Genomic DNA, 17,704 nt, shown 5'->3' with positions numbered 1-17,704 from the left:
TGATGCGCTGAACCTTTCGCTTGACCCTGTAGCGGCTACAGGGTGCATGAAGTGGTCATGGCGAATTGCTGCGGCGGTTCAACGTCGAATCCCATCACAAGCCTGTCGGTTATTCGCTTTCCGTCCGTTTCGGAGGCCGCGTGTCCTCACCCTTCACTTCGCTTCGTGGTCGACAGGTTCTGCCGCCGATGATCGCCGCCCTGCTTGCGGTCGCCGCTTCTCCGGTCCTGGCCCAGGACGTAGAGGCCCACGAGGACAGGCATCAGGACGAGGCGACCGAGGTCGATGACGTCATCGTCCAGGCCACGCGTTCGGGTCGCCGCATTCAGGATGAGCCGATCCGCGTCGAGGTCATCGGTCGGGAAGAGATTGAGGAAAAGCTGCTGATGACGCCCGGCAACATCGCCATGCTGGTCAATGAGACCGGCGGCGTGCGGGTGCAGACGACCTCGCCGGCCCTGGGCGCCGCCAACATCCGCATGCAGGGGATGAGCGGGCGCTACACCCAGCTTCTGGCCGATGGTCTGCCCCTGTACGGGGGTCAGGCGTCCTCGCTGGGCGTGCTGCAGATTCCGCCGACCGACCTGGATCAGGTCGAGGTCATCAAGGGCGCAGCTTCGGCGCTCTATGGCCCTTCAGCCCTGGGCGGGGTCATCAACCTGGTGTCGCGCCGTCCGGGTGACGAGACCGAGACGGAAATCCTCGCCAATATCACCAGCCGCGACGGGCAGGACCTGACCGCCTACGCCTCGGCGCCTTTCCGGGGTGCCTGGGGCCAGTCGCTGGTCGGCGGCTATCACCGTCAGAGCCGTCAGGATCTGGACGGCGACGGCTGGAACGACATCGCCGCCTATGAGCGCTGGTCGCTGCGGCCCCGCCTGTTCTGGCAGGGCGAGAACGGCGGCGAGGCCTTCGTGACCCTGGGCGCCATGACCGAGACCCGCAGCGGCGGGACAGGGCCGCACCGCACGGCGCACGACGGCCGCCCCTTCGTTCAGGCCCAGGACACCGACCGTTTCGACGCCGGTTTGGTCGCCAGCCTGCCGGTTGGTTCGGGCAAGCTTCACCTGCGCGCCTCGGCCATGACCCAGGCCCATGATCATCAGTTCGGCGAGGTCTTCGAGGAGGACCGCCACGACACCGGATTCCTCGAAGCCGCCTATGGGGCGGAAATCGGCGCGACCACCTGGCTGGCCGGTGCGGCGGTTCAGGTCGACAGCTATGACAGCCGGACCTTCTCCGGCTTCGACTACACCTACACGGCGCCCGGCGTCTTTGCTCAGGTCGAGCATGAGTTCAGCCCGGACCTGACCCTGGCGGGTAGCGCCCGCTTCGACCAGCACAGCGAGTACGGCGGCCAGTTCAGCCCGCGCCTGTCCGTCCTCTATCGCCCCGGCCGCTGGACCGTGCGCGCCTCGGCGGGGCAGGGCTTCTTCGCTCCCACGCCCTTCGTCGATGTGACCGAGGCGACCGGCCTGTCGCGCCTGCGCCCGTTGGACGGCCTGAAGGAGGAAGTCGCCCGCACCGCCTCGCTGGACGTCGGCTATCGCCAGGGGCCGATCGAGGCCAACCTGACCCTGTTCGGCTCCGACCTGGACGACGCCGTGCGCGCGGTGGACGACGGACCGGAGCGCATCCGCCTGGTCAATGTGGACGGCGTGACCCGCACGCGTGGAGCGGAGGCGATGCTGCGCTATCGCCGCGCGCCCTTCACCCTGACCGGCAGCTATGTCTTCGTTGATGCGACGGAGCCGCAGGATGACGGCCTGTCACGCAGGGACACGCCCGTCACCCCGCGCCACACGGCCGGTTTCGTCGCCATGTGGGAGGAACACGACCGGGGCCGCCTGGGGCTGGAGGTCTATTACACCGGCAAGCAGGCGCTGGAGGACAACCCCTGGCGCAGTGAAAGCCCCTCCTATCTGGAGGTCGGCTTGCTGGGGGAGATCATCCTAGGCCGCTACAGCCTGTTCGTGAACGCCGAGAACCTGTTGAACGAGCGGGTGACCAAGCATCACCCCCTGCTGCTGCCCCAGCGCGCCAACGACGGCCGATGGACGACCGAGGCCTGGGGTCCGACCGACGGCTTCACCGTCAACGGCGGCGTGCGCATCCGCTTCGGCGGCGGACATTAAACCGGAGGCGGGCGTGACGCTGAGCATAGGCGAACTGGGGCGGCGGGCTGGCGCCAAGGTTGAGACCATCCGCTACTACGAGCGCATCGGCCTTCTCCCCGCACCCGCCCGCACTGAGGGCAATTACCGCGCCTATGGCGAGGCGGCGCTGAACCGCATGTCCTTCATCCGCCGCGCCCGCGATCTGGGCTTCTCCATCGAGCAGGTGCGCGACCTTCTGGCCCTGTCGGACCGGCGCGATCAGTCCTGCGCCACGGTCGACGAACTGACGCGCGCGCACTTGGCCGAGGTCGAACGCAAGATCGCCGACCTGGAGGCCCTGCGTCGCGAACTGTCGGCTCTCCTGTCCCAGTGCCGTCAGGGCACGATTTCAACCTGTCTGATCATCGAGGCCTTGGCGCCGACAAAGGCCTAGCCAGGCGCGGAGGCCCTTGTCCGCTGGGGATACGGAGCGGCCTACGTGAGGCCGGATCTTTGCTGTTGGCATCCTCAGTCTTATTGCAGAGACGCTGAACGGGCCGCACTCCGCCAGGCCTTGGGCGTGGTCCCTTCCCAGATTCTGAAGGCGCGATAGAAAGATCGCGTGTCTTGATAGCCGAGCATATAGGCGACCTCGGCCATGTCGTTCGTTTGATCGGACAAAAGACGATGGCTGAGCGTATGCCGCGCCGCGTTGACCAGGTCCCGGAAAGCGGTTCCCTCGTCCGTGATCCGGCGTTGCAGGGTCCGCTCGCTCATGCCCATTTCGCGGGCCACTTCGGCGATGTCGGGTCTGCCGCTCGGCAGGGCCTGCAGCAGGACGGCCTTCACCTGATCGCTAAGGGATGTCTGGGCCTGAAGATCACGCAGCGCTCCGGCCAGGGCGGGCGTCAACATTTCCAGCAACTCCGGATTGTAGCCCGCGAAAGGTAGGTCGAGGTCGGTGCGGCGCAGCACCAGGCAGTCGCGTTCCGCGCCATAGCGGACGGGGCATTCAAAATAGGCCGCGTGGACGTCCGGCGTCGGTCGGCGGCGACGCAGTTCTACCCGCAGGGGGATGATCGTCTGGCCGGCGCCGCGTCGCCCCAACTCCATCACGGTGGCGAAGGTGATGTCCGTGGCGATGTGGGGTTCGGCTTCCACAGCGTTCGGCCAGACGTGGCTGACGGTCGCCGTCGTCTGGTTCTCCTCGATCTGAAGGGTCTCCGGCGTGCAAAGGCGTTTGAACCGCGCCAGCCGCAGCAGGCCGTCGCGATAGTCGCGGGCATGAAAGGCCGCAAGACTGGAGGGCGGGTGCGCGCTCGTCTCGGCGCTGGAGGCCATGCGCAGTCCCAGGCCCGGATCGTCAGACAAATCCTCGACGGCGCGCCACAGGGCGAAATACTGGGCCGTCGTGACTGTGGCGGCGGATTGCAGGCGCAGCATGGCGGGCAGGCGGGCGCGGCGCAGCGCTTCCGTCACGGACAGGCCCTCGCGATCCAACGCCTTCCACAGGGCCGAGGGAAGCCGGCAGCGATCCGGTGTCGTGGATTTTATGGACATGGAGGCCTCCCTCTTTTGGCGATGACACGAACTCAGCGCATCTGGCTCAGGATCAGGCGGTCGAAGACGCGGTCGCCCAGCCATTTGCGCACCCCGATCATCATCTTTGCATATCGCCCGGCGGCATAGCGGGTTCGAGGGCGTGGCGAACGCACAGCGCGTGACACGACATCGGCGATGACGGAGGGGTCGGTGCCGCGGCCATGTCCGTAGGATTGTTGCGTCGTGCGGGCCACGGCCTGGGTCACGGCGGAGTAGGGGCCGCCGTTGACGCGCTTTAAAAGGCTTTCGGACGAGATGTCACCGAAGCCGGTCTCGATCAGGCCCGGCTCGACGATGACCACCCGGACGCCGAAGGGCGCCAGTTCCAGGCGCAGACTGTCAGACCAGCCTTCCAGCGCATGCTTGGTGGCGTGATACCAGGCGCCCAGCAGGGTGTAGACCTTGCCGCCCATCGAGGTGATGTTGACGATGGTTCCGGCCTTGCGGTCGCGCATGGCTGGCAGCAGCAGCTGCGTCAGGCGGGCCGCACCGAACAGATTGACTTCGAATTGATAGCTAGCTTCCTCCAGCGGGATGTCCTCGACGGCGCCGTAGAGGCCGAAGCCGGCGTTATTGACCAGGACATCGACGCCCCCAACCTCGTCCAGAATGGTCTGCACGGCGGCTTTGACCTGATCGTTCCGGGTCACATCCATCCGCAGCGGGACGGCGCCGAGGGCGGCCAGGTCGCTCATCTTTTCAACGCTGCGCGCGGCGACATAGACCCGGTAGCCGTCCTTGATCAGCTGGCGCGCGATGGCTTTGCCCATACCGGAGGAGGCTCCGGTCACCAGGGCTGTTTTCTGTTTGCTTGTCCGGGTCATGTTCGTCTTTCCTGTTGTCGAGACGAAACCTAGGGGACGATCGCCGCCACAGGAGTGACCAAGCACGCCAGATCAGGGACAAACAACGCCAATTCTGGTCAATCTGCGAGGTCAGGAGCCGGGCGATGCCCCGGCGTTTCTGCATCTTCGAACACATACGACCGTTCAGGGCGCTCAGTGGAAATCCCGCGATTCCGGCAGGATGCGGACGTCACGCGGGTGCCGGTGCTGCGGATGGCGCGGGGGTTGCGGGTGAGCCACGATGTCGGCGCGGGCCAACTGCACATTGGTCTCATGGTCTTCTGACAGGCGGGACAGCTCGGCGCTGCGGTCGATGACGCGGCGGGCGACGACGTGAACGACGCCCTCGGGGCTCTTCTCGACCAGGCCTTCGATCTGCATCAGGCGGGCGCCCATGATTTCGCGCCGGAACTGGTCGAGCATCCGCGCCCATAGGACCACGTTGGTGATGCCGGTCTCGTCCTCCAGGGTGACGAAGACGGCGTTGCCCTTGCCCGGCCGCTGACGCACCAGAACCACGCCGGCGACCTGCACCAGGGAGCCGCCGCGTTTCGCCTCGGTGGCGGCGCAGCTCAGCACCCGCTCAGCGGCGAAGACGGGGCGCAGGATGGCCATGGGGTGGGCCTTCAGCGACAGGCGGGCGGTCTGGTAGTCGGCGGCGACGTGCTCGCCCAGCGGCATCAGGGGCAGATGGGCGTCGGGCTCTGCGCCCAGTTCGCGAGCGCCGCGCTCGCGCGCCTCGGCGGCGGCGAACAGGGGCAGGGGATCGTCGTCGGGCAGGCGGCGCACCGCCCACAGGGCCTCGCGCCGGTCCTGGTCCAGGGAGCGGAAGGCGTCGGCGTCGGCCAGCTTGCGCATGGCGGCGGCGGGCAGTTCGGCGCGGCGGGCCACGGTTTCGACATCGGCGAAGGGCGCCGCGGCCCGCGCCGCCGACAGAGCCTTGGCCCAGTCCTCCTTGAAGCCGTCGATCTGGCGCAGGCCCAGACGCAGGACGGGGGCGCTCGCCGGCCCCTCCAGACTGTTGTCCCAGTCGCTGTGCGAGACGTCGATAGGGCGCACCTCGACCCCGCCGACCTCCTGCGCTTCGCGCACGATCTGGGCGGGCGCGTAGAAGCCCATGGGCTGGCTGTTCAGCAGAGCGCAGGTAAAGGCCGCCGGGTGGCGGTGCTTGATCCAGGAAGAGACATAGACCAGTCGGGCGAAACTGGCGGCGTGGCTCTCGGGAAAGCCGTAGGAGCCGAAACCCTTGATCTGTTCGAAGCAGCGCTGGGCGAAGGCCGGATCATAGCCGCGTTCGACCATCCGTCCGACCATCCGGGTTTCATAGGTATGCAGACTGCCGTCGCCGCGGAACGTCCCCATGGCCTTGCGCAGGCCGTTGGCCTCGCCGTCGCTGAACTCGGCGGCGACGATGGCCAGCTTCATCGCCTGCTCCTGAAACAGGGGCACGCCGAGGGTCTTGTGCAGCACCTGTTCCAGTTCATCGGGCGGGCCGTGATCGGGCGACGGCGAGGAATAGGCGACCGCCTCCTCCTTGTTCCGGCGACGTAGGTAGGGATGGACCATATCACCCTGGATCGGGCCGGGACGGACAATGGCGACCTGGATGACGAGGTCATAGAGGCAGCGGGGCCGCAGCCGGGGCAGCATGTTGATCTGGGCGCGGCTCTCGACCTGAAAGACGCCGATGGACTGGCCCCGGCACAGCATGTTGTAGACGGCCGGGTCCTCGCGCGGGAGGGTGTGTAGTTCCCAGTCCTCGTGCTCATGGGCGCGGATCAGGTCGAAAGCTTTGCGGATGCAGGTCAGCATGCCGAGCGCCAGCACATCGACCTTCATCAGGCGCAGGGCGTCGATATCGTCCTTGTCCCACTCGATGAAGGTGCGGTCCGGCATCGCCGCATTGCCGATGGGGACCATCTCGTCCAGACGACCCTGGGTCAGAACGAAACCGCCGACATGCTGGCTGAGGTGGCGCGGGAAGTTCAGCAGGCGCACCGCCATTTCGACCGCGCGGGCGATCATGGGATTGGTCGTGTCCAACCCCGCCTGCACGACATGATGGTCGCCGATCTCGGTCCCCCAACTGCCCCAGTGGCTGGCGGCCAGGCGAGCGGTGACGTCCTCGGTCAGGCCCAGGGCCTTACCGACCTCGCGGATGGCGCTACGCGGGCGGAAATGGATGACGGTGGCGGCGATGCCGGCGCGATGGCGACCATAGCGTTCGTAGATATGCTGGATGATCTCCTCGCGCCGCTCGTGCTCGAAATCCACGTCGATGTCGGGCGGTTCGTTGCGATCCTCGGATAGGAAGCGTTCGAACAGCAGGTCGGATTCCATCGGGTCCACCGAGGTGATGCCCAAGACGTAACAGACCGCCGAGTTCGCCGCCGAGCCTCGTCCCTGGCACAGGATGCGCTTGTCTCGCGCCACGCGGACGATGTCGAAGATGGTCAGGAAGTAGGGGGCTATCTTCTTGCGGGCGATGAAGGCCAGTTCCTTGTCCAGCAAGACCCGAACCTTGTCGGGAACGCCGTCGGGATAGCGCATGGCGGCATGACGGTCTGTCAGGTTCTCCAACCAGGCTTGGGGATTCCAGCCCGGCGGGACCGGCTCTTCCGGGTATTGGTAGCTGAGTTCGGACAGGTCGAAGCTTGCCCGCGACAGGAAGGCGGTCGTCTCGGTCACCGCCTCGGGCGTGTCTTTGAACAGACGGGCCATTTCATCCTCGGGCTTCAGCCAGCGCTCGGCGTTGGCCTCCAGCCGGCGGCCGGCGGTCTCGATGGTCGCGCCTTCGCGGATGCAGGTCAGGACGTCCTGCAGGTCGCGGTCGTCGGGAGCGGCGTAGAGGACGTCGTTGAGCGCCAGCAGGGGAACCTCCACCCGCTCCGCCATGGCCTTGAGGCGGGCCAGCCGGCGCCGGTCGTCGCCGCGTCTGTGCAGGGCGGCGCCCAGCCAGACCGCGCCCGGCGCCGCCGCGTTCATGCGGGCTAGCACCTCTTCCAGCCCTGTCAGCCGGTCCGGCGGGACGAGGATCAGCAGCAGGTCCTCCGGATCGGCCAGCAGGTCGCGCAGGCCGATCTCGCATTCGCCCTTCTTCGCGCGGCGATTGCCCAGGGTCAGCAGACGCGTCAGCCGCCCCCAGCCCGCCCGCGTCTCGGGATAGGCGATGACGTCCGGCGTCCCGTCGTTGAAGACCAGCCGCGCCCCGGTCAGCAGGCGGAAGTCCGCCGCACGGCGCTTCACCTCTTCGGACAGGTCCGGATCATTGAGCGGGTCCTCGATGAAGGCGATCTCGCCGGGACTGCCGCCGTCGCGCATCCTGTCCGGCGGGGCCAGACCCTCGACGCGAATCTCCTTCAACGCGCTCCAGGCCCGCACCACGCCCGCCACGGTGTTGCGGTCGGCCAGCCCCAGCCCGGCGTGGCCGCGCTGGATCGCCGTCAGCACCAGGTCCTTGGGATGCGAGGCGCCGCGCAGGAAGGAGAAGTTGCTGGCCGTCGCCAGTTCGGCGTAGGCCCCGCAAGGGTCGAGCCTCCTCATGCGAACAGGCCGTGGATGAACCAGCGCGGCTCGAGCGTTTCGCCATAGAGGCCCTGGCGGAACAGCCAGAAGCGACGGCCGTCCCGATCTTCGACCCGGTAGTAGTCGCGGGTGCGCTGGTTCGGCGCGCGCCACCATTCGCCGCTGATCCGCTCGGGCCCTTCGGCGCGCGTCACCTCGTGCAGGACGCGGCGCCAGCGGAACTTCAGCGGATAGCCGTCGGGGACCTCGGCCAGGGTTTCGACCGGTTGGGGCGGGTCGAACATCTGAAGCGGCCGCAAGGGCGGATCGTCGGGATCGAGGTCGGGCCAGGTCTCGTCGCCATGACGGGCGGCGGCCGGGACCAGTCGCGCCGCGCGTTCGGGAATGTGCGAGGCGAAGGGTTCGAAGCGCAGCACGGCCTCCGGTCCTAGACGCGCGGTCAGCCGATCGATCAGGCGGCTGAAGGCCTCCTCGCCGGGCGTCTCGCGTTCCAGGCCTTGCTGGGTCGGCGCCAGGACCTGGGTCCAGGGCACGGACATTCGCATCTGGTCGAAGCCGAAGCCGGGGTCCAGCGGGGCGGCCAGGGCCGCCATCCGCTCGCGGAACAGCCGCAGGGTCGCGGGGGCGTCGCGGGTCGGGCGGCCGGTGCGAACGACGACGCGGCGCGTCTCGCCGTCCACGCGATAGAAGGCGGCCTCGAAGGCGCGGCCGCCCAGGCCCGCCTGATCCAGCCGGTCCATGGTCTCGACCAGCAGGTCGGACAGGACCCGCTCCACGTCCTCGGGCGCGGAGATCGGTTCGAAGAAGACGCGGTCGACCACCACGGGGGCGGGCGGACGATGCGGGGTGATGCGCATGTCCTCGTCGCCCAGAACCCGCGCCAGTCGGGTCGGGAAGTCGGCGCCGAAACGGGCGGCCAGGGGCGCGCGGGGCCGGTCGTCCAGATCGGCCAGCCGTTTCAGGCCCAGACGGCGCAGGGCCTCGTCCTCCTTGTCCGAAAGCTCCAGGGCGGCGACCGGCAGGCGGCGCGCGGCGGCGCGATCCTGGCCGGGCTCGAACCGGCCGCCGGGGGCGAAGCGGGCCAGGGCGCGAGCAATCTGGGGCGTTCCGGCCAGGGCGCACCGGATTTTGAGTCCGGCGCGTTCGGCCCGCGCCTGGACCGTCCGCATCAGGCCTGTCTCTCCGCCGAACAGGTGGGCGCAGCCGGTCACGTCCAATATCAGGCCATGCGGAGGGTCCAGCGCGATCATGGGGGTGAAGCGGCCGAAATCCTCCAGCACCCGTCCCAGCAGGGCGTCGTCGAGGTCCGGTCGATGGGCGACGACGCGCAGGGCGGGGGTCCGCGCTCTTGCATCGGCCAGGGCCAGGCCGGGGGTCAACCCCGCCCGCGCCGCCGCCGGATCGACAGCGGCCAGCCGTAGCGCGCCCTTGATCTTTTCAGCCAGGACGACGGGTGGCGCATCCTCAGGCAGCGTGTCGTCCCACCGCTCCTGCCGCCGCAGCCGGTCGCTGGGCAGCCAGGGGAACCAGGCCGCCAGATAGCGGCGCGGGCGGACGGAAGGTTCGCTGTTCACGATCCCACTCCATGATCCAGGTCCCGGTCGCCCCGCCGCCGCGCCGCCGCAGCAGGGTCGCCGAAAAAGACGGCCGCCCCGGCGCTCCGCCTTCCAGAGGTTCTGAAGCCCAGGACGCCACCGACCAGCGGGTCTCGGCCGCGCTGGGGCAGGGCAGGGCGCCCGCCCGCGCCAGGAACAGGGTCGTACCGCCCGTCTCGGCCGCCAGCGCCAGTCGCCGGCTGGCCGTCAGGCTGAAGGCCCTAGCCTCGCCCCAGGCGCTCAACAGCACGGCGCCCACGGCGGGACTGCGCAGGGCTTCTTCGCCCACGGCCAACAGGGTCTGCACGTCGCGTGTGCGCACCAGCAACAGGTCGCACGGCGACAAGCCCATCTCATGCAGGCCCGGACCGTGCGGCCCTCCCGCCTCCTGGGCCATCATCTCATGCAGGCCCCAGACGATGGGCCGCCCCGCCGCCGCCCGCAGCGCCATGCCCAGCCCGAAGGCGTTGACCGTCACCGCGTCGGCGGGTGTTGCGGCGTAGAGATCATGCAGAACACCCGTAGCCAGCGGCGCGAAGGCGTCGTCGCTTCCCGCGCGCACGCCCGCGCCGACGCGACGACCGCCGGCCCGATCCAGGGCCTCCAGGCGAGTCTTCAGCGCCGCCAGAGCGTCAGGCTGAGAATAAATGTTCCGCATATGTTCCATATACGCTCGGCGCTCAGGGGGGTGTCAAGCGAGGCCGCATTGAGACTGGAGTTTACGTAGTTCGGGATGCAGCATCCTGGCAGACGGATCGCCGAACGAGTCAGCCATGTGCGGAAAGCGCGAATGCGGAAGGTCAGCCGATGATGGCGGAGACTATCGGGCCGGAACCATGAGGATCGAAAAGAGCGGGGCTGCGCAGTGGGGCTTCGAGCTATGGTGCTAGGAATGGTGCAACACTAGCCAACTCGTGTTCGCTTCGCATAATATATCTTAGGCGAATTTTTAACGTCGTCCCTAACCGCTGTGTTCATGATGGCGATGAGTTCAGGGGCAGTCGATCTTTCCAGCCATCAAACGCAACCTCGACGTTGTCGGGAAGCGCCCTGCGCAAAGCATTGTAATCCATATCAATGTGGAGGTTGGTCAAAAGCGCCCGCTTAACGTTTGCTCGAGCAATCCAGTCCAACGCCTTGTCCAGATGCGCATGGGTTGGGTGTGGCGCGTAACGCAGTGCGTCCAGAACCCACAGGTCAGCGCCACTTACGGTTTGCAGGGCGGATTGGTCCAGATCCGAGACATCGCTGGAGTAAGCGACGCCTCCGAGCCGGTAGCCGACCGAGCGGATCGGGCCGTGGCGCTGGTCGAAGGTCACGACCGGAATGGTCCCTCCGCGCCCCTCCACGCTCCACGGCACACCATGTGGTGGAATGTGCCGGGCTTCCAGTATAGCCGGGTAGCCATGGTGACTTTCGAAGATGTAGTCGAACCTCTTCGTGAGCGCCGAGTGTGTCGCAGAGTCCATCCAGGCGGTTATTCTCCGCCGTGTCCGCGTGGCGAAGACTCTCAGATCATCGATCCCATGGGTCTGATCCGCATGATCGTGGGTATAGAGAACACCATCGACATGAGTGACGCCCGCCATCAGCGCCTGCTGCCTCAGGTCCGGTGAAGTGTCGATCAGGATGCTGGTGGTTCCGTCCGGGCCGTAACGCCGCGCCAGCATGGAGCAGCGGGTACGACGATTCCTGGGCTCCTCAGGATCGCAGTCGCCCCAGTCACCATCGCCGCGCGGCACGCCGCCGGACGAGCCGCAACCGAGAATGACGATCTCCAGTTCGCCCGGCCTGCTCATTCGGCGGGCCGAGGAATACGGTCGAACAGGGCGAAGAAGGCGTCGGTCGTGCGTCGATCGGCTTCTTCAGGCGTCCAGCCCCGGACTTCCGCCAGCTTCTGCAGCACCAGTCCCACATAGGCTGGTTCGTTGCGACGCCCGCGATGCGGGATGGGCGCCAGATAGGGGCAGTCGGTTTCGACGATGATCCGGTCTTCAGGCATCCGGCGAATGACCTCGCGCACGTCTTCCGCCGCCTTGAAGGTGGCGATGCCGGAAACGGAGAACCAGGCGCCAAGTTCCGCTGCTGTTTCAGCCAGTTCCAAACCGCTAGTGTAGCAGTGCATCAGCAGCTTGAACGATCCCGTGGCGTGTTCCTCGCGCAGGATCGACGCCATGACGTCGTCGGCTTCGCGGGTATGCACCACCAGCGGCAGGCCGGTGCGACGGGCGGCGTCGATGTGCTGACGGAAGACCGCCGCCTGCTCGTCGCGAGGGCTGAGATCGTAGTGGAAGTCCAGACCGCATTCGCCGATGCCGATGACGCGCGGTCGCTGGGCCAGGGCGACCAGTTCGTTAGCCGTCAGCTCGACATGGTCCTTGGCCTCGTGCGGGTGCGCGCCGACCGTGCACCAGATGTCGTCATGGGCCATGGCCAGGGCGTGCGTGGCCTCGAAGGTCGACAGCTTGTCCGAAATCTCGACCATCAGACGCACCCCGGCCTCGCGGGCGCGAGCGATGACGGCGTCGCGGTCCTCGTCGAACTGGGGGGCGTGCAGGTTGACGTGACTGTCGATAATCATCTCAGGGCCTTGGTACGGGCGATGTCGGCCAGGGCGCCGGCCAGAACGTCGGCGCGGTCCAGATTGATAGACGCCGTGCGGTCAGGCAATTCGGCCAGACGGGTCCACAGCTCGGCCCAGCGCGCGCCCTGCCCCGCCGGCGCCTCCAGCGCCCGGGCCTTCACCGCCGCGATCAGCCGGTCCATCAGGGCCTCGAACCGGACCTGACCCTCGGCGCCGCGAAAACCGTCCGCGACCGCCAACTGCTCGGCGCGATCCACGGCGTCGCCGAACACCCAGTTGCGCGCCAGGGCGTCGACTTCCTGCATGGCGCCGGACGCCAGAGCCAGGGCCGCGCCCGGCGATCCGCCGGCCATGTCGGCGGCCAGACGCGCGTCATCAGGGTCCGCGCCTGTGCGATTGCGCACCAGGCTTTCCAACTGATCCGGTGTCCAGATCGGGAAGCTGAGACGACGACACCGCGAGCGGATCGTGGCCAGCAACCGACCCGGCGCATGGGTCACCAGCAGCAGGACGCCGCGCTCAGGCGGTTCCTCAAGAATTTTCAACAATGCATTGGCGGCATTGACGTTCAGGTCGTCGGCGGCGTCGATGATCGCCACGCGATAGTCGGCCTGTGACGGGCTCTTGGCGAAGAAACCCGGCAGGTCGCGCGCCTGATCGACCGAGATGGTCTTCTTCTGCTTGCCGCCCTCGACCAGTCGCTCCATCACCAAGAGATCGGGGTGGGACTGGGCGGACACCAGTTGACTGACGGGATCATAGGGCGCGGCGCCCAGCGGCCCGCGCGACGGGTCAGGCGCGGCCCCCAGAAGACGACGAGCGGCCCGATAGGCGAAGGTGGCCTTGCCGCCGCCCTCGACCCCGCACAACAGCCAGGCGTGGTGCAAACGCCCCCGGTTCAGCGCATCCAGAAAGGCTTCCTCGGCAGCGACGTCCGGGACCAGGTCGAACCGGTCGCGGGGGTGTTCACTCACAGCAGCCGCTCTGCGACAGCGTTCCACAGCCGTTCGGTAACGGCCGTCAACTCGCCTGTGGCGTCAATCACGATGCAGCGTTCTGGATGACGGCGCGCCACATCAAGGAAACCCTCGCGGAGCTTCTGATGGAAGACCAGTCCCTTGGATTCGAAGCGGGTCTCGAACAGGCCGCGACCAAAGGCGCGTTCCAGCCCAACCTCGACCGGCAGGTCGAACACCAGGGTCAGGTCCGGCTGATCCTCGGCCACGATGGCGTGATCCAGCGCCTCGATCAGACTTTCCGGAGCGCCGCCGCCCGCTCCCTGATAAACGCGGCTTGAGTCGGCGAAGCGATCGCAGACGACCCATTTTCCAGCTTCCAGCGCCGGTCGAATGGTGCGTTCCAGATGGTCCGAACGTGCGGCGTACATCAACAAGGTCTCGGTGCGCGGGGACCAACGCTCGGCGTCTCCGGCCACGACGATGTTGCGAATGACTTCGGCTCCGGGTGAACCGCCCGGTTCGCGCGTCTGGACGGCATCGATCCCGAGCGAGCGTAGATGCTCGACCAACAGGCGAGCCTGCGTGGTCTTGCCGGCCCCCTCGCCGCCTTCGAATGTGATGAACTTACCGCGCTGCACCCGCGCACAATGGCGAGCCCGGCGCGTCAGGCAAGCCTTAACCGCCTGATATCAACAGGGCGTCGCCAAACCCGCGTGCGATGACGGCCTGGCGGGCCTGTTCAGCGGCGTTGGCGTCAGGCCAGGGGCCGACCACGACCCGAAACAGGGCGCGGCCATCGTTGCGAATATCCTGAACCGAGGCCCGGTCACCCAGGCGATCAGCGATTCGCTGGGCGGAACGACGATCGGAGAAGGCGCCAGCCTGAATCCAGTAAGCCTCGGTCCTCGAGACGACAGGCGTCGGGGGCTGGGTATAGGGGCTCGGCGCCACAGGCGGGACCGCTTCCGCGCGTCGTAGCGCCGTCCCGCCTCCGGTTCTCGGCGCACGGCCGACGTATCGAACCCTGACCTCGCCCACTCCCTGCTGCAACAGCCCCAGTTCCTCGGCGGCTGCCCGTGACAGATCGATGATCCGGCTGTCGACGAAGGGCCCCCGGTCGTTGACGCGCAGAATGACGCGCCGACCGTTGGCGCGGTTGGTAACCTCGACCAGACTCGGCAAGGGCAAGGTCTTGTGCGCCGCTGTCAGGGCATTCATGTCGAACCGTTCGCCGGTCGAGGTTGGACGGCCGTTGTGTTGGGCGCCGTACCAGGAAGCCATGCCGACCTCGTCATAATGCGGCTGCTCGGCCGGCCGGTACCAGCGTCCGCGTATCTGATAAGGTCGCATGGTGCCGGAAACGATAGGCGCAGGGTCAGTCACAACCGGTGCGCGCAGCGGGGCGTCCCGCCCTCCCCCAAGGCTGGCGCAGGCCGCCAGGGTGGAAAAGGCGGTGGCGACTAAAAGGCCCCTGAGCAATCTCGACATTATGACCTAGGCACTCCAGTTCACTTGAAGTGATCATGGCCGATGAGGTTTCCGGTTTGGTTAACGAGGTGTTTGAAGCTATGCGTCCCTGCATCGCGGCGACGCCTTTGCGCCAGCGCCAGTTCTTGAAGCGAGCGTCTTGAAACCCTCCCTGTATCAAAGCCGTTCGGGCGTTTTCGCTCTGGCGACCCTGTGCTGCCTTCTGTGGGGTAGCGCCTATCCGGCCATCAAGAACGGCTACGCGCTGCTGCACATCGGATCGGGCGACATCGCCAGCCAGATGCTGTTCGCCGGGTGGCGGTTCGCCCTGGCGGGGCTGATCCTGCTGATCGTCGCCGCTGCGATGAAGAAACCGGTGCTGACGTTCAGCGGCCGGCAGATGGGCCAGGTCGCCCTGCTGGGCCTGACCCAGACCACGATTCAGTATGTCTTCTTCTATATCGGCTTGGCCCACGCCAGCGGCGTGAAGTCGTCGATCATGAACGCCACCGGCGTGTTCTTCAGCGTGGTTCTGGCGCACTTCATCTACGCCAACGACCGCCTCAACGGTCGCAAGGCTCTAGGCTGTCTGGTCGGCTTTCTGGGCGTGGTTGTGGTGAACCTGGGCGGCGGGGGCATGGGCTTCGACTTCAGCCTAACGGGCGAAGGCTTCGTCGTTATCGCCGCTTTCGTTCTGGCTGCGGCCTCGATCTACGGCAAGCGCCTGTCAGCCGACATGGATCCCATGGTCATGACTGGATGGCAGCTCCTTATCGGTGGCGTCATCCTGACAGGGACGGGCATGGGCGGCGGTGGACATCTGGAGGCGCTGGACCTTCGATCCGGGGGCCTTCTGCTCTATATGGCCCTGCTGTCTTCGGTGGCTTTCGCAGTGTGGAGCTTGCTGCTGAAGCACAACCCCGTCGGGCTGATCGCAGCTTTCAATTTCCTGATCCCGGTCTTCGGCGTCGCATTGTCGGCAGTCTTCCTGGGCGAATCCCTGCTGCGCTGGAGCTATCTGGCCGCCCTGGTCCTGGTCTGCATCGGCATCTGGCTGGTGACGCGACCATCAGGGGACGTCAGGGCGTAGGCCTTCGTACTTCTGCTTGCGCTTTATGCTTGGGCGTCGGCCAACTTGCCGCTATGCACGCCTCCGCGCGCTGTCTCGACTCGCGCTGGACAGGTGGCCGAGTGGTTTAAGGCAGCGGTCTTGAAAACCGCCGTAGGTGGAAGCCTACCGTGGGTTCGAATCCCACCCTGTCCGCCATCTCGGGAAATCAGGTATCACCAGCGAAGCGGCTGCCTGCACGCCCCCTCCGAAAGTGTTCGTCTGGAGCAATCACCCGGCGTGATGCCGCGAGTTAGGCTGTCACGTCTTCGAGGCTATCAGCCTTCTTGCGGCGCAGTTCGATGATGCGGACGCACCAGATCGAGACTTCGTAGAGCAGCACCATGGGCACCGCGAGCATCAACTGGCTGATGGGATCCGGCGGTGTGACAACGGCCGCGACGACGACCACGGCGACGATGGCGTAGCGGCGCCCCTTGGCCATGACCTTGGAACTGATCAGGCCCGCCAAACCCAGCAGGGTCATGACGACCGGCAACTGGAAGCACAGGCCGAAGGCGAGAATCAGCGCCGTCACCAGATTCAGATAGTCCGAGACTTTGGGCAGCAATTCGGCCGCCACGCCCTCGCCAATGATCTGCTGGCTCAGCGAGAACCACATGACGAAGGGCAGCATGACGAAATAGACCAGAGCCGCGCCTAGCAGGAACAGTACCGGAGCCGCGATCAGGAAGGGCAGGAAGGCGCCCTTCTCATTGCGGTACAGGCCCGGCGCGACAAAGCGATACAACTGCCAGGCCAGGACGGGGAAGGCCACGATGACTGCGCCGAGGCCGGCCAGCTTCATCTTGGTGAACAGGATTTCCAGCGGCGCGGTGTAGATCAGCTTGACGCTTTGGTGGTCCACGTCCGGCACGGGGATTAGCCGCGCCGTGCCCAGGATCAGGTCAAACGGCGAGACATGGCCGTGCGCCCCCACCGTCTGATGGAAGGCGGCGGACACCACATAGGGCTGGACCAGGAAAAGGTAGAGTTTTTCGGAAAAGGCGAAGCAGCCGATGAAGGCGACCATGAAGGCCACGACGCAGATCAGCAGCCGCCCGCGCAGCTCGATCAGGTGATCCATCAGGGGCGCGCGCGAGGCCTCGATCTCGGCCTCGTCCCGGTCGAACGACGTCATAGCTCGACCTTCTTGGCGCGCTTGACCGCTGGCTTCGAGGCCGCGGGTTTGATGGAGCTGCTGGTTGATGCGACGGTCTTGGCCTTGGTCTTGGCTTTGGGTTTCGGCTTGGCCGTCACGACGGGTTCAGCGGCCAAAGGCGTATCCGGCCATTCGTCCACGCCAGTGGCGACAGGCGCAGCCTCAACCACGACCGGAGCGGCCAAGGCCGGGGTGTCCAGCGGGGCCTCGAGATCCTTGCGGATGTCCTTGAAGGCCGCCTCGGCGTCGGCGCCGAGCGGGTGCATCCCCTGCCCTGTTCGCAGCGCCTCGACCTCCTTGCGAAGATCGTCCAGCTCGGACTGACGAGCCATTTCGTCGAAGCTCGCGCGGAATTCGTTGGCCATGCCGCGCGCCTTGGCGACGAACTGACCGACCTTGCGCATCAGCATCGGCAAATCCTTGGGCCCTACGACAAGCAGGGCCACCAGACCGATGACAAGGATTTCGAACCCGCCGATTCCGGGGCCAAGACCACCCATGATTCAGCGTCTTTCCGCGAAAGGCTTAGCGGTTCAGTTCTTCTTTTTCGGCTTCGGTGCGCGGCAGCGAGCTGACGCCATCTTTCGGACCCTTGGAATCCGTGTCGTCCTTCAGGCCGTCCTTGAAGGCGCGGATGCCCTTTGCGGCGTCGCCCATGATGCCGGACAGCTTGCCGCGACCGCCAAACAGAAGGGCGACGACGACGATGACGATGGCCCAGTGCCAGATGCTCATGGAGCCCATGGCGTTACCTCCTCAAG

Annotated in this window: 16 protein-coding genes and 1 tRNA gene; 4 read left to right on the top strand and 13 right to left on the bottom strand. The window is 66.6% G+C overall.

Going from position 1 to position 17,704, the window contains the following annotated elements; translation table 11 throughout:
- The first annotated feature begins 140 nt into the window (after positions 1-140).
- Entirely contained in the window at positions 141-2,135 is a 1,995-nt protein-coding gene (locus tag IFE19_RS08430) for a TonB-dependent receptor plug domain-containing protein (RefSeq protein ID WP_225910461.1), read from the top strand.
- Positions 2,136-2,148: 13 nt separating this feature from the next.
- Positions 2,149-2,550, top strand: coding sequence for a MerR family transcriptional regulator (locus tag IFE19_RS08425; protein ID WP_207827185.1), 402 nt, complete (start codon positions 2,149-2,151; stop codon positions 2,548-2,550).
- A gap of 80 nt (positions 2,551-2,630) precedes the next feature.
- On the opposite strand, the gene IFE19_RS08420 is transcribed toward IFE19_RS08425, so the two are convergent.
- From IFE19_RS08420 to IFE19_RS08375, 10 genes are all read right to left on the bottom strand, one after another.
- The gene (locus IFE19_RS08420) at positions 2,631-3,656 is read right to left on the bottom strand and encodes an AraC family transcriptional regulator (protein ID WP_207827184.1); all 1,026 of its coding nucleotides are present in this window, start codon (positions 3,654-3,656) and stop codon (positions 2,631-2,633) included.
- A gap of 32 nt (positions 3,657-3,688) precedes the next feature.
- Positions 3,689-4,522 (bottom strand): oxidoreductase, encoded by an 834-nt coding sequence (locus IFE19_RS08415; protein WP_207827183.1) that lies wholly within the window; start codon positions 4,520-4,522, stop codon positions 3,689-3,691.
- Between the two features lie 174 nt (positions 4,523-4,696).
- Positions 4,697-8,086, bottom strand: coding sequence for an error-prone DNA polymerase (locus IFE19_RS08410; RefSeq protein ID WP_207827182.1), 3,390 nt, complete (start codon positions 8,084-8,086; stop codon positions 4,697-4,699).
- On the bottom strand, positions 8,083-9,642 hold the full coding sequence (locus tag IFE19_RS08405) for a Y-family DNA polymerase (RefSeq protein ID WP_225910460.1): 1,560 nt from the start codon (positions 9,640-9,642) through the stop codon (positions 8,083-8,085). Before IFE19_RS08405 ends, IFE19_RS08410 begins: the two co-directional genes overlap by 4 nt.
- Positions 9,533-10,321, bottom strand: coding sequence for an ImuA family protein (locus tag IFE19_RS08400; protein WP_207827181.1), 789 nt, complete (start codon positions 10,319-10,321; stop codon positions 9,533-9,535). Before IFE19_RS08400 ends, IFE19_RS08405 begins: the two co-directional genes overlap by 110 nt.
- Before the next feature lie 316 nt (positions 10,322-10,637).
- Positions 10,638-11,462 (bottom strand): MBL fold metallo-hydrolase, encoded by an 825-nt coding sequence (locus IFE19_RS08395; protein WP_207827180.1) that lies wholly within the window; start codon positions 11,460-11,462, stop codon positions 10,638-10,640.
- Positions 11,459-12,244: a TatD family hydrolase gene (locus IFE19_RS08390; RefSeq protein WP_207827179.1), complete on the bottom strand. Its 786-nt coding sequence runs from the start codon at positions 12,242-12,244 to the stop codon at positions 11,459-11,461. Before IFE19_RS08390 ends, IFE19_RS08395 begins: the two co-directional genes overlap by 4 nt.
- Entirely contained in the window at positions 12,241-13,221 is a 981-nt protein-coding gene (locus IFE19_RS08385; protein ID WP_207827178.1) for a DNA polymerase III subunit delta', read from the bottom strand. Before IFE19_RS08385 ends, IFE19_RS08390 begins: the two co-directional genes overlap by 4 nt.
- Entirely contained in the window at positions 13,218-13,844 is a 627-nt protein-coding gene (tmk, locus tag IFE19_RS08380; RefSeq protein WP_207827177.1) for a dTMP kinase, read from the bottom strand. The genes IFE19_RS08385 and tmk overlap by 4 nt, the downstream gene beginning before the upstream one ends.
- 37 nt (positions 13,845-13,881) lie before the next feature.
- The gene (locus IFE19_RS08375) at positions 13,882-14,487 is read right to left on the bottom strand and encodes a septal ring lytic transglycosylase RlpA family protein (protein WP_225910459.1); all 606 of its coding nucleotides are present in this window, start codon (positions 14,485-14,487) and stop codon (positions 13,882-13,884) included.
- Positions 14,488-14,833: 346 nt separating this feature from the next.
- Here IFE19_RS08375 and IFE19_RS08370 point away from each other — a divergent pair, with 346 nt between their 5' ends.
- On the top strand, positions 14,834-15,763 hold the full coding sequence (locus IFE19_RS08370; RefSeq protein ID WP_207827176.1) for a DMT family transporter: 930 nt from the start codon (positions 14,834-14,836) through the stop codon (positions 15,761-15,763).
- Positions 15,764-15,850: 87 nt separating this feature from the next.
- Positions 15,851-15,940: transfer RNA gene (locus tag IFE19_RS08365), tRNA-Ser, on the top strand.
- A gap of 94 nt (positions 15,941-16,034) precedes the next feature.
- On the opposite strand, the gene tatC is transcribed toward IFE19_RS08365, so the two are convergent.
- The 3 genes from tatC to IFE19_RS08350 are packed head-to-tail and all read right to left on the bottom strand — an operon-like array spanning position 16,035 to position 17,687.
- Positions 16,035-16,922 carry a twin-arginine translocase subunit TatC gene (gene tatC / locus IFE19_RS08360; RefSeq protein ID WP_207827175.1) on the bottom strand — a complete coding sequence of 296 codons (888 nt, stop codon included), beginning with the start codon at positions 16,920-16,922 and terminating at the stop codon, positions 16,035-16,037.
- Positions 16,919-17,443 (bottom strand): Sec-independent protein translocase protein TatB, encoded by a 525-nt coding sequence (gene tatB / locus IFE19_RS08355; protein WP_207827174.1) that lies wholly within the window; start codon positions 17,441-17,443, stop codon positions 16,919-16,921. The genes tatC and tatB overlap by 4 nt, the downstream gene beginning before the upstream one ends.
- Positions 17,444-17,468: 25 nt before the next feature.
- The gene (locus IFE19_RS08350) at positions 17,469-17,687 is read right to left on the bottom strand and encodes a twin-arginine translocase TatA/TatE family subunit (RefSeq protein WP_207827173.1); all 219 of its coding nucleotides are present in this window, start codon (positions 17,685-17,687) and stop codon (positions 17,469-17,471) included.
- Positions 17,688-17,704 lie beyond the last annotated feature (17 nt).

This window comes from Brevundimonas pondensis, from assembly GCF_017487345.1.
In the GTDB taxonomy this organism is placed as follows: Bacteria; Pseudomonadota; Alphaproteobacteria; order Caulobacterales; family Caulobacteraceae; genus Brevundimonas; species Brevundimonas pondensis.
The sequence above is the reverse complement of the archived record's forward strand: the minus strand, read 5'-3'. Positions and strand labels throughout refer to the sequence as shown.

What these genes read in the sequence shown, in the direction of transcription:
- IFE19_RS08420 (WP_207827184.1), bottom strand. Translation starts at nt 3,656, where the DNA reads ATGTCCATAAAATCCACGACACCGGATCGCTGCCGGCTTCCCTCGGCC.
- IFE19_RS08415 (WP_207827183.1), bottom strand. Translation starts at nt 4,522, where the DNA reads ATGACCCGGACAAGCAAACAGAAAACAGCCCTGGTGACCGGAGCCTCC.
- IFE19_RS08410 (WP_207827182.1), bottom strand. Translation starts at nt 8,086, where the DNA reads ATGAGGAGGCTCGACCCTTGCGGGGCCTACGCCGAACTGGCGACGGCC.
- IFE19_RS08400 (WP_207827181.1), bottom strand. Translation starts at nt 10,321, where the DNA reads ATGCGGAACATTTATTCTCAGCCTGACGCTCTGGCGGCGCTGAAGACT.
- IFE19_RS08395 (WP_207827180.1), bottom strand. Translation starts at nt 11,462, where the DNA reads ATGAGCAGGCCGGGCGAACTGGAGATCGTCATTCTCGGTTGCGGCTCG.
- IFE19_RS08390 (WP_207827179.1), bottom strand. Translation starts at nt 12,244, where the DNA reads ATGATTATCGACAGTCACGTCAACCTGCACGCCCCCCAGTTCGACGAG.
- IFE19_RS08375 (WP_225910459.1), bottom strand. Translation starts at nt 14,487, where the DNA reads ATGGCTTCCTGGTACGGCGCCCAACACAACGGCCGTCCAACCTCGACC.
- tatC (WP_207827175.1), bottom strand. Translation starts at nt 16,922, where the DNA reads ATGACGTCGTTCGACCGGGACGAGGCCGAGATCGAGGCCTCGCGCGCG.
- tatB (WP_207827174.1), bottom strand. Translation starts at nt 17,443, where the DNA reads ATGGGTGGTCTTGGCCCCGGAATCGGCGGGTTCGAAATCCTTGTCATC.
- IFE19_RS08350 (WP_207827173.1), bottom strand. Translation starts at nt 17,687, where the DNA reads ATGGGCTCCATGAGCATCTGGCACTGGGCCATCGTCATCGTCGTCGTC.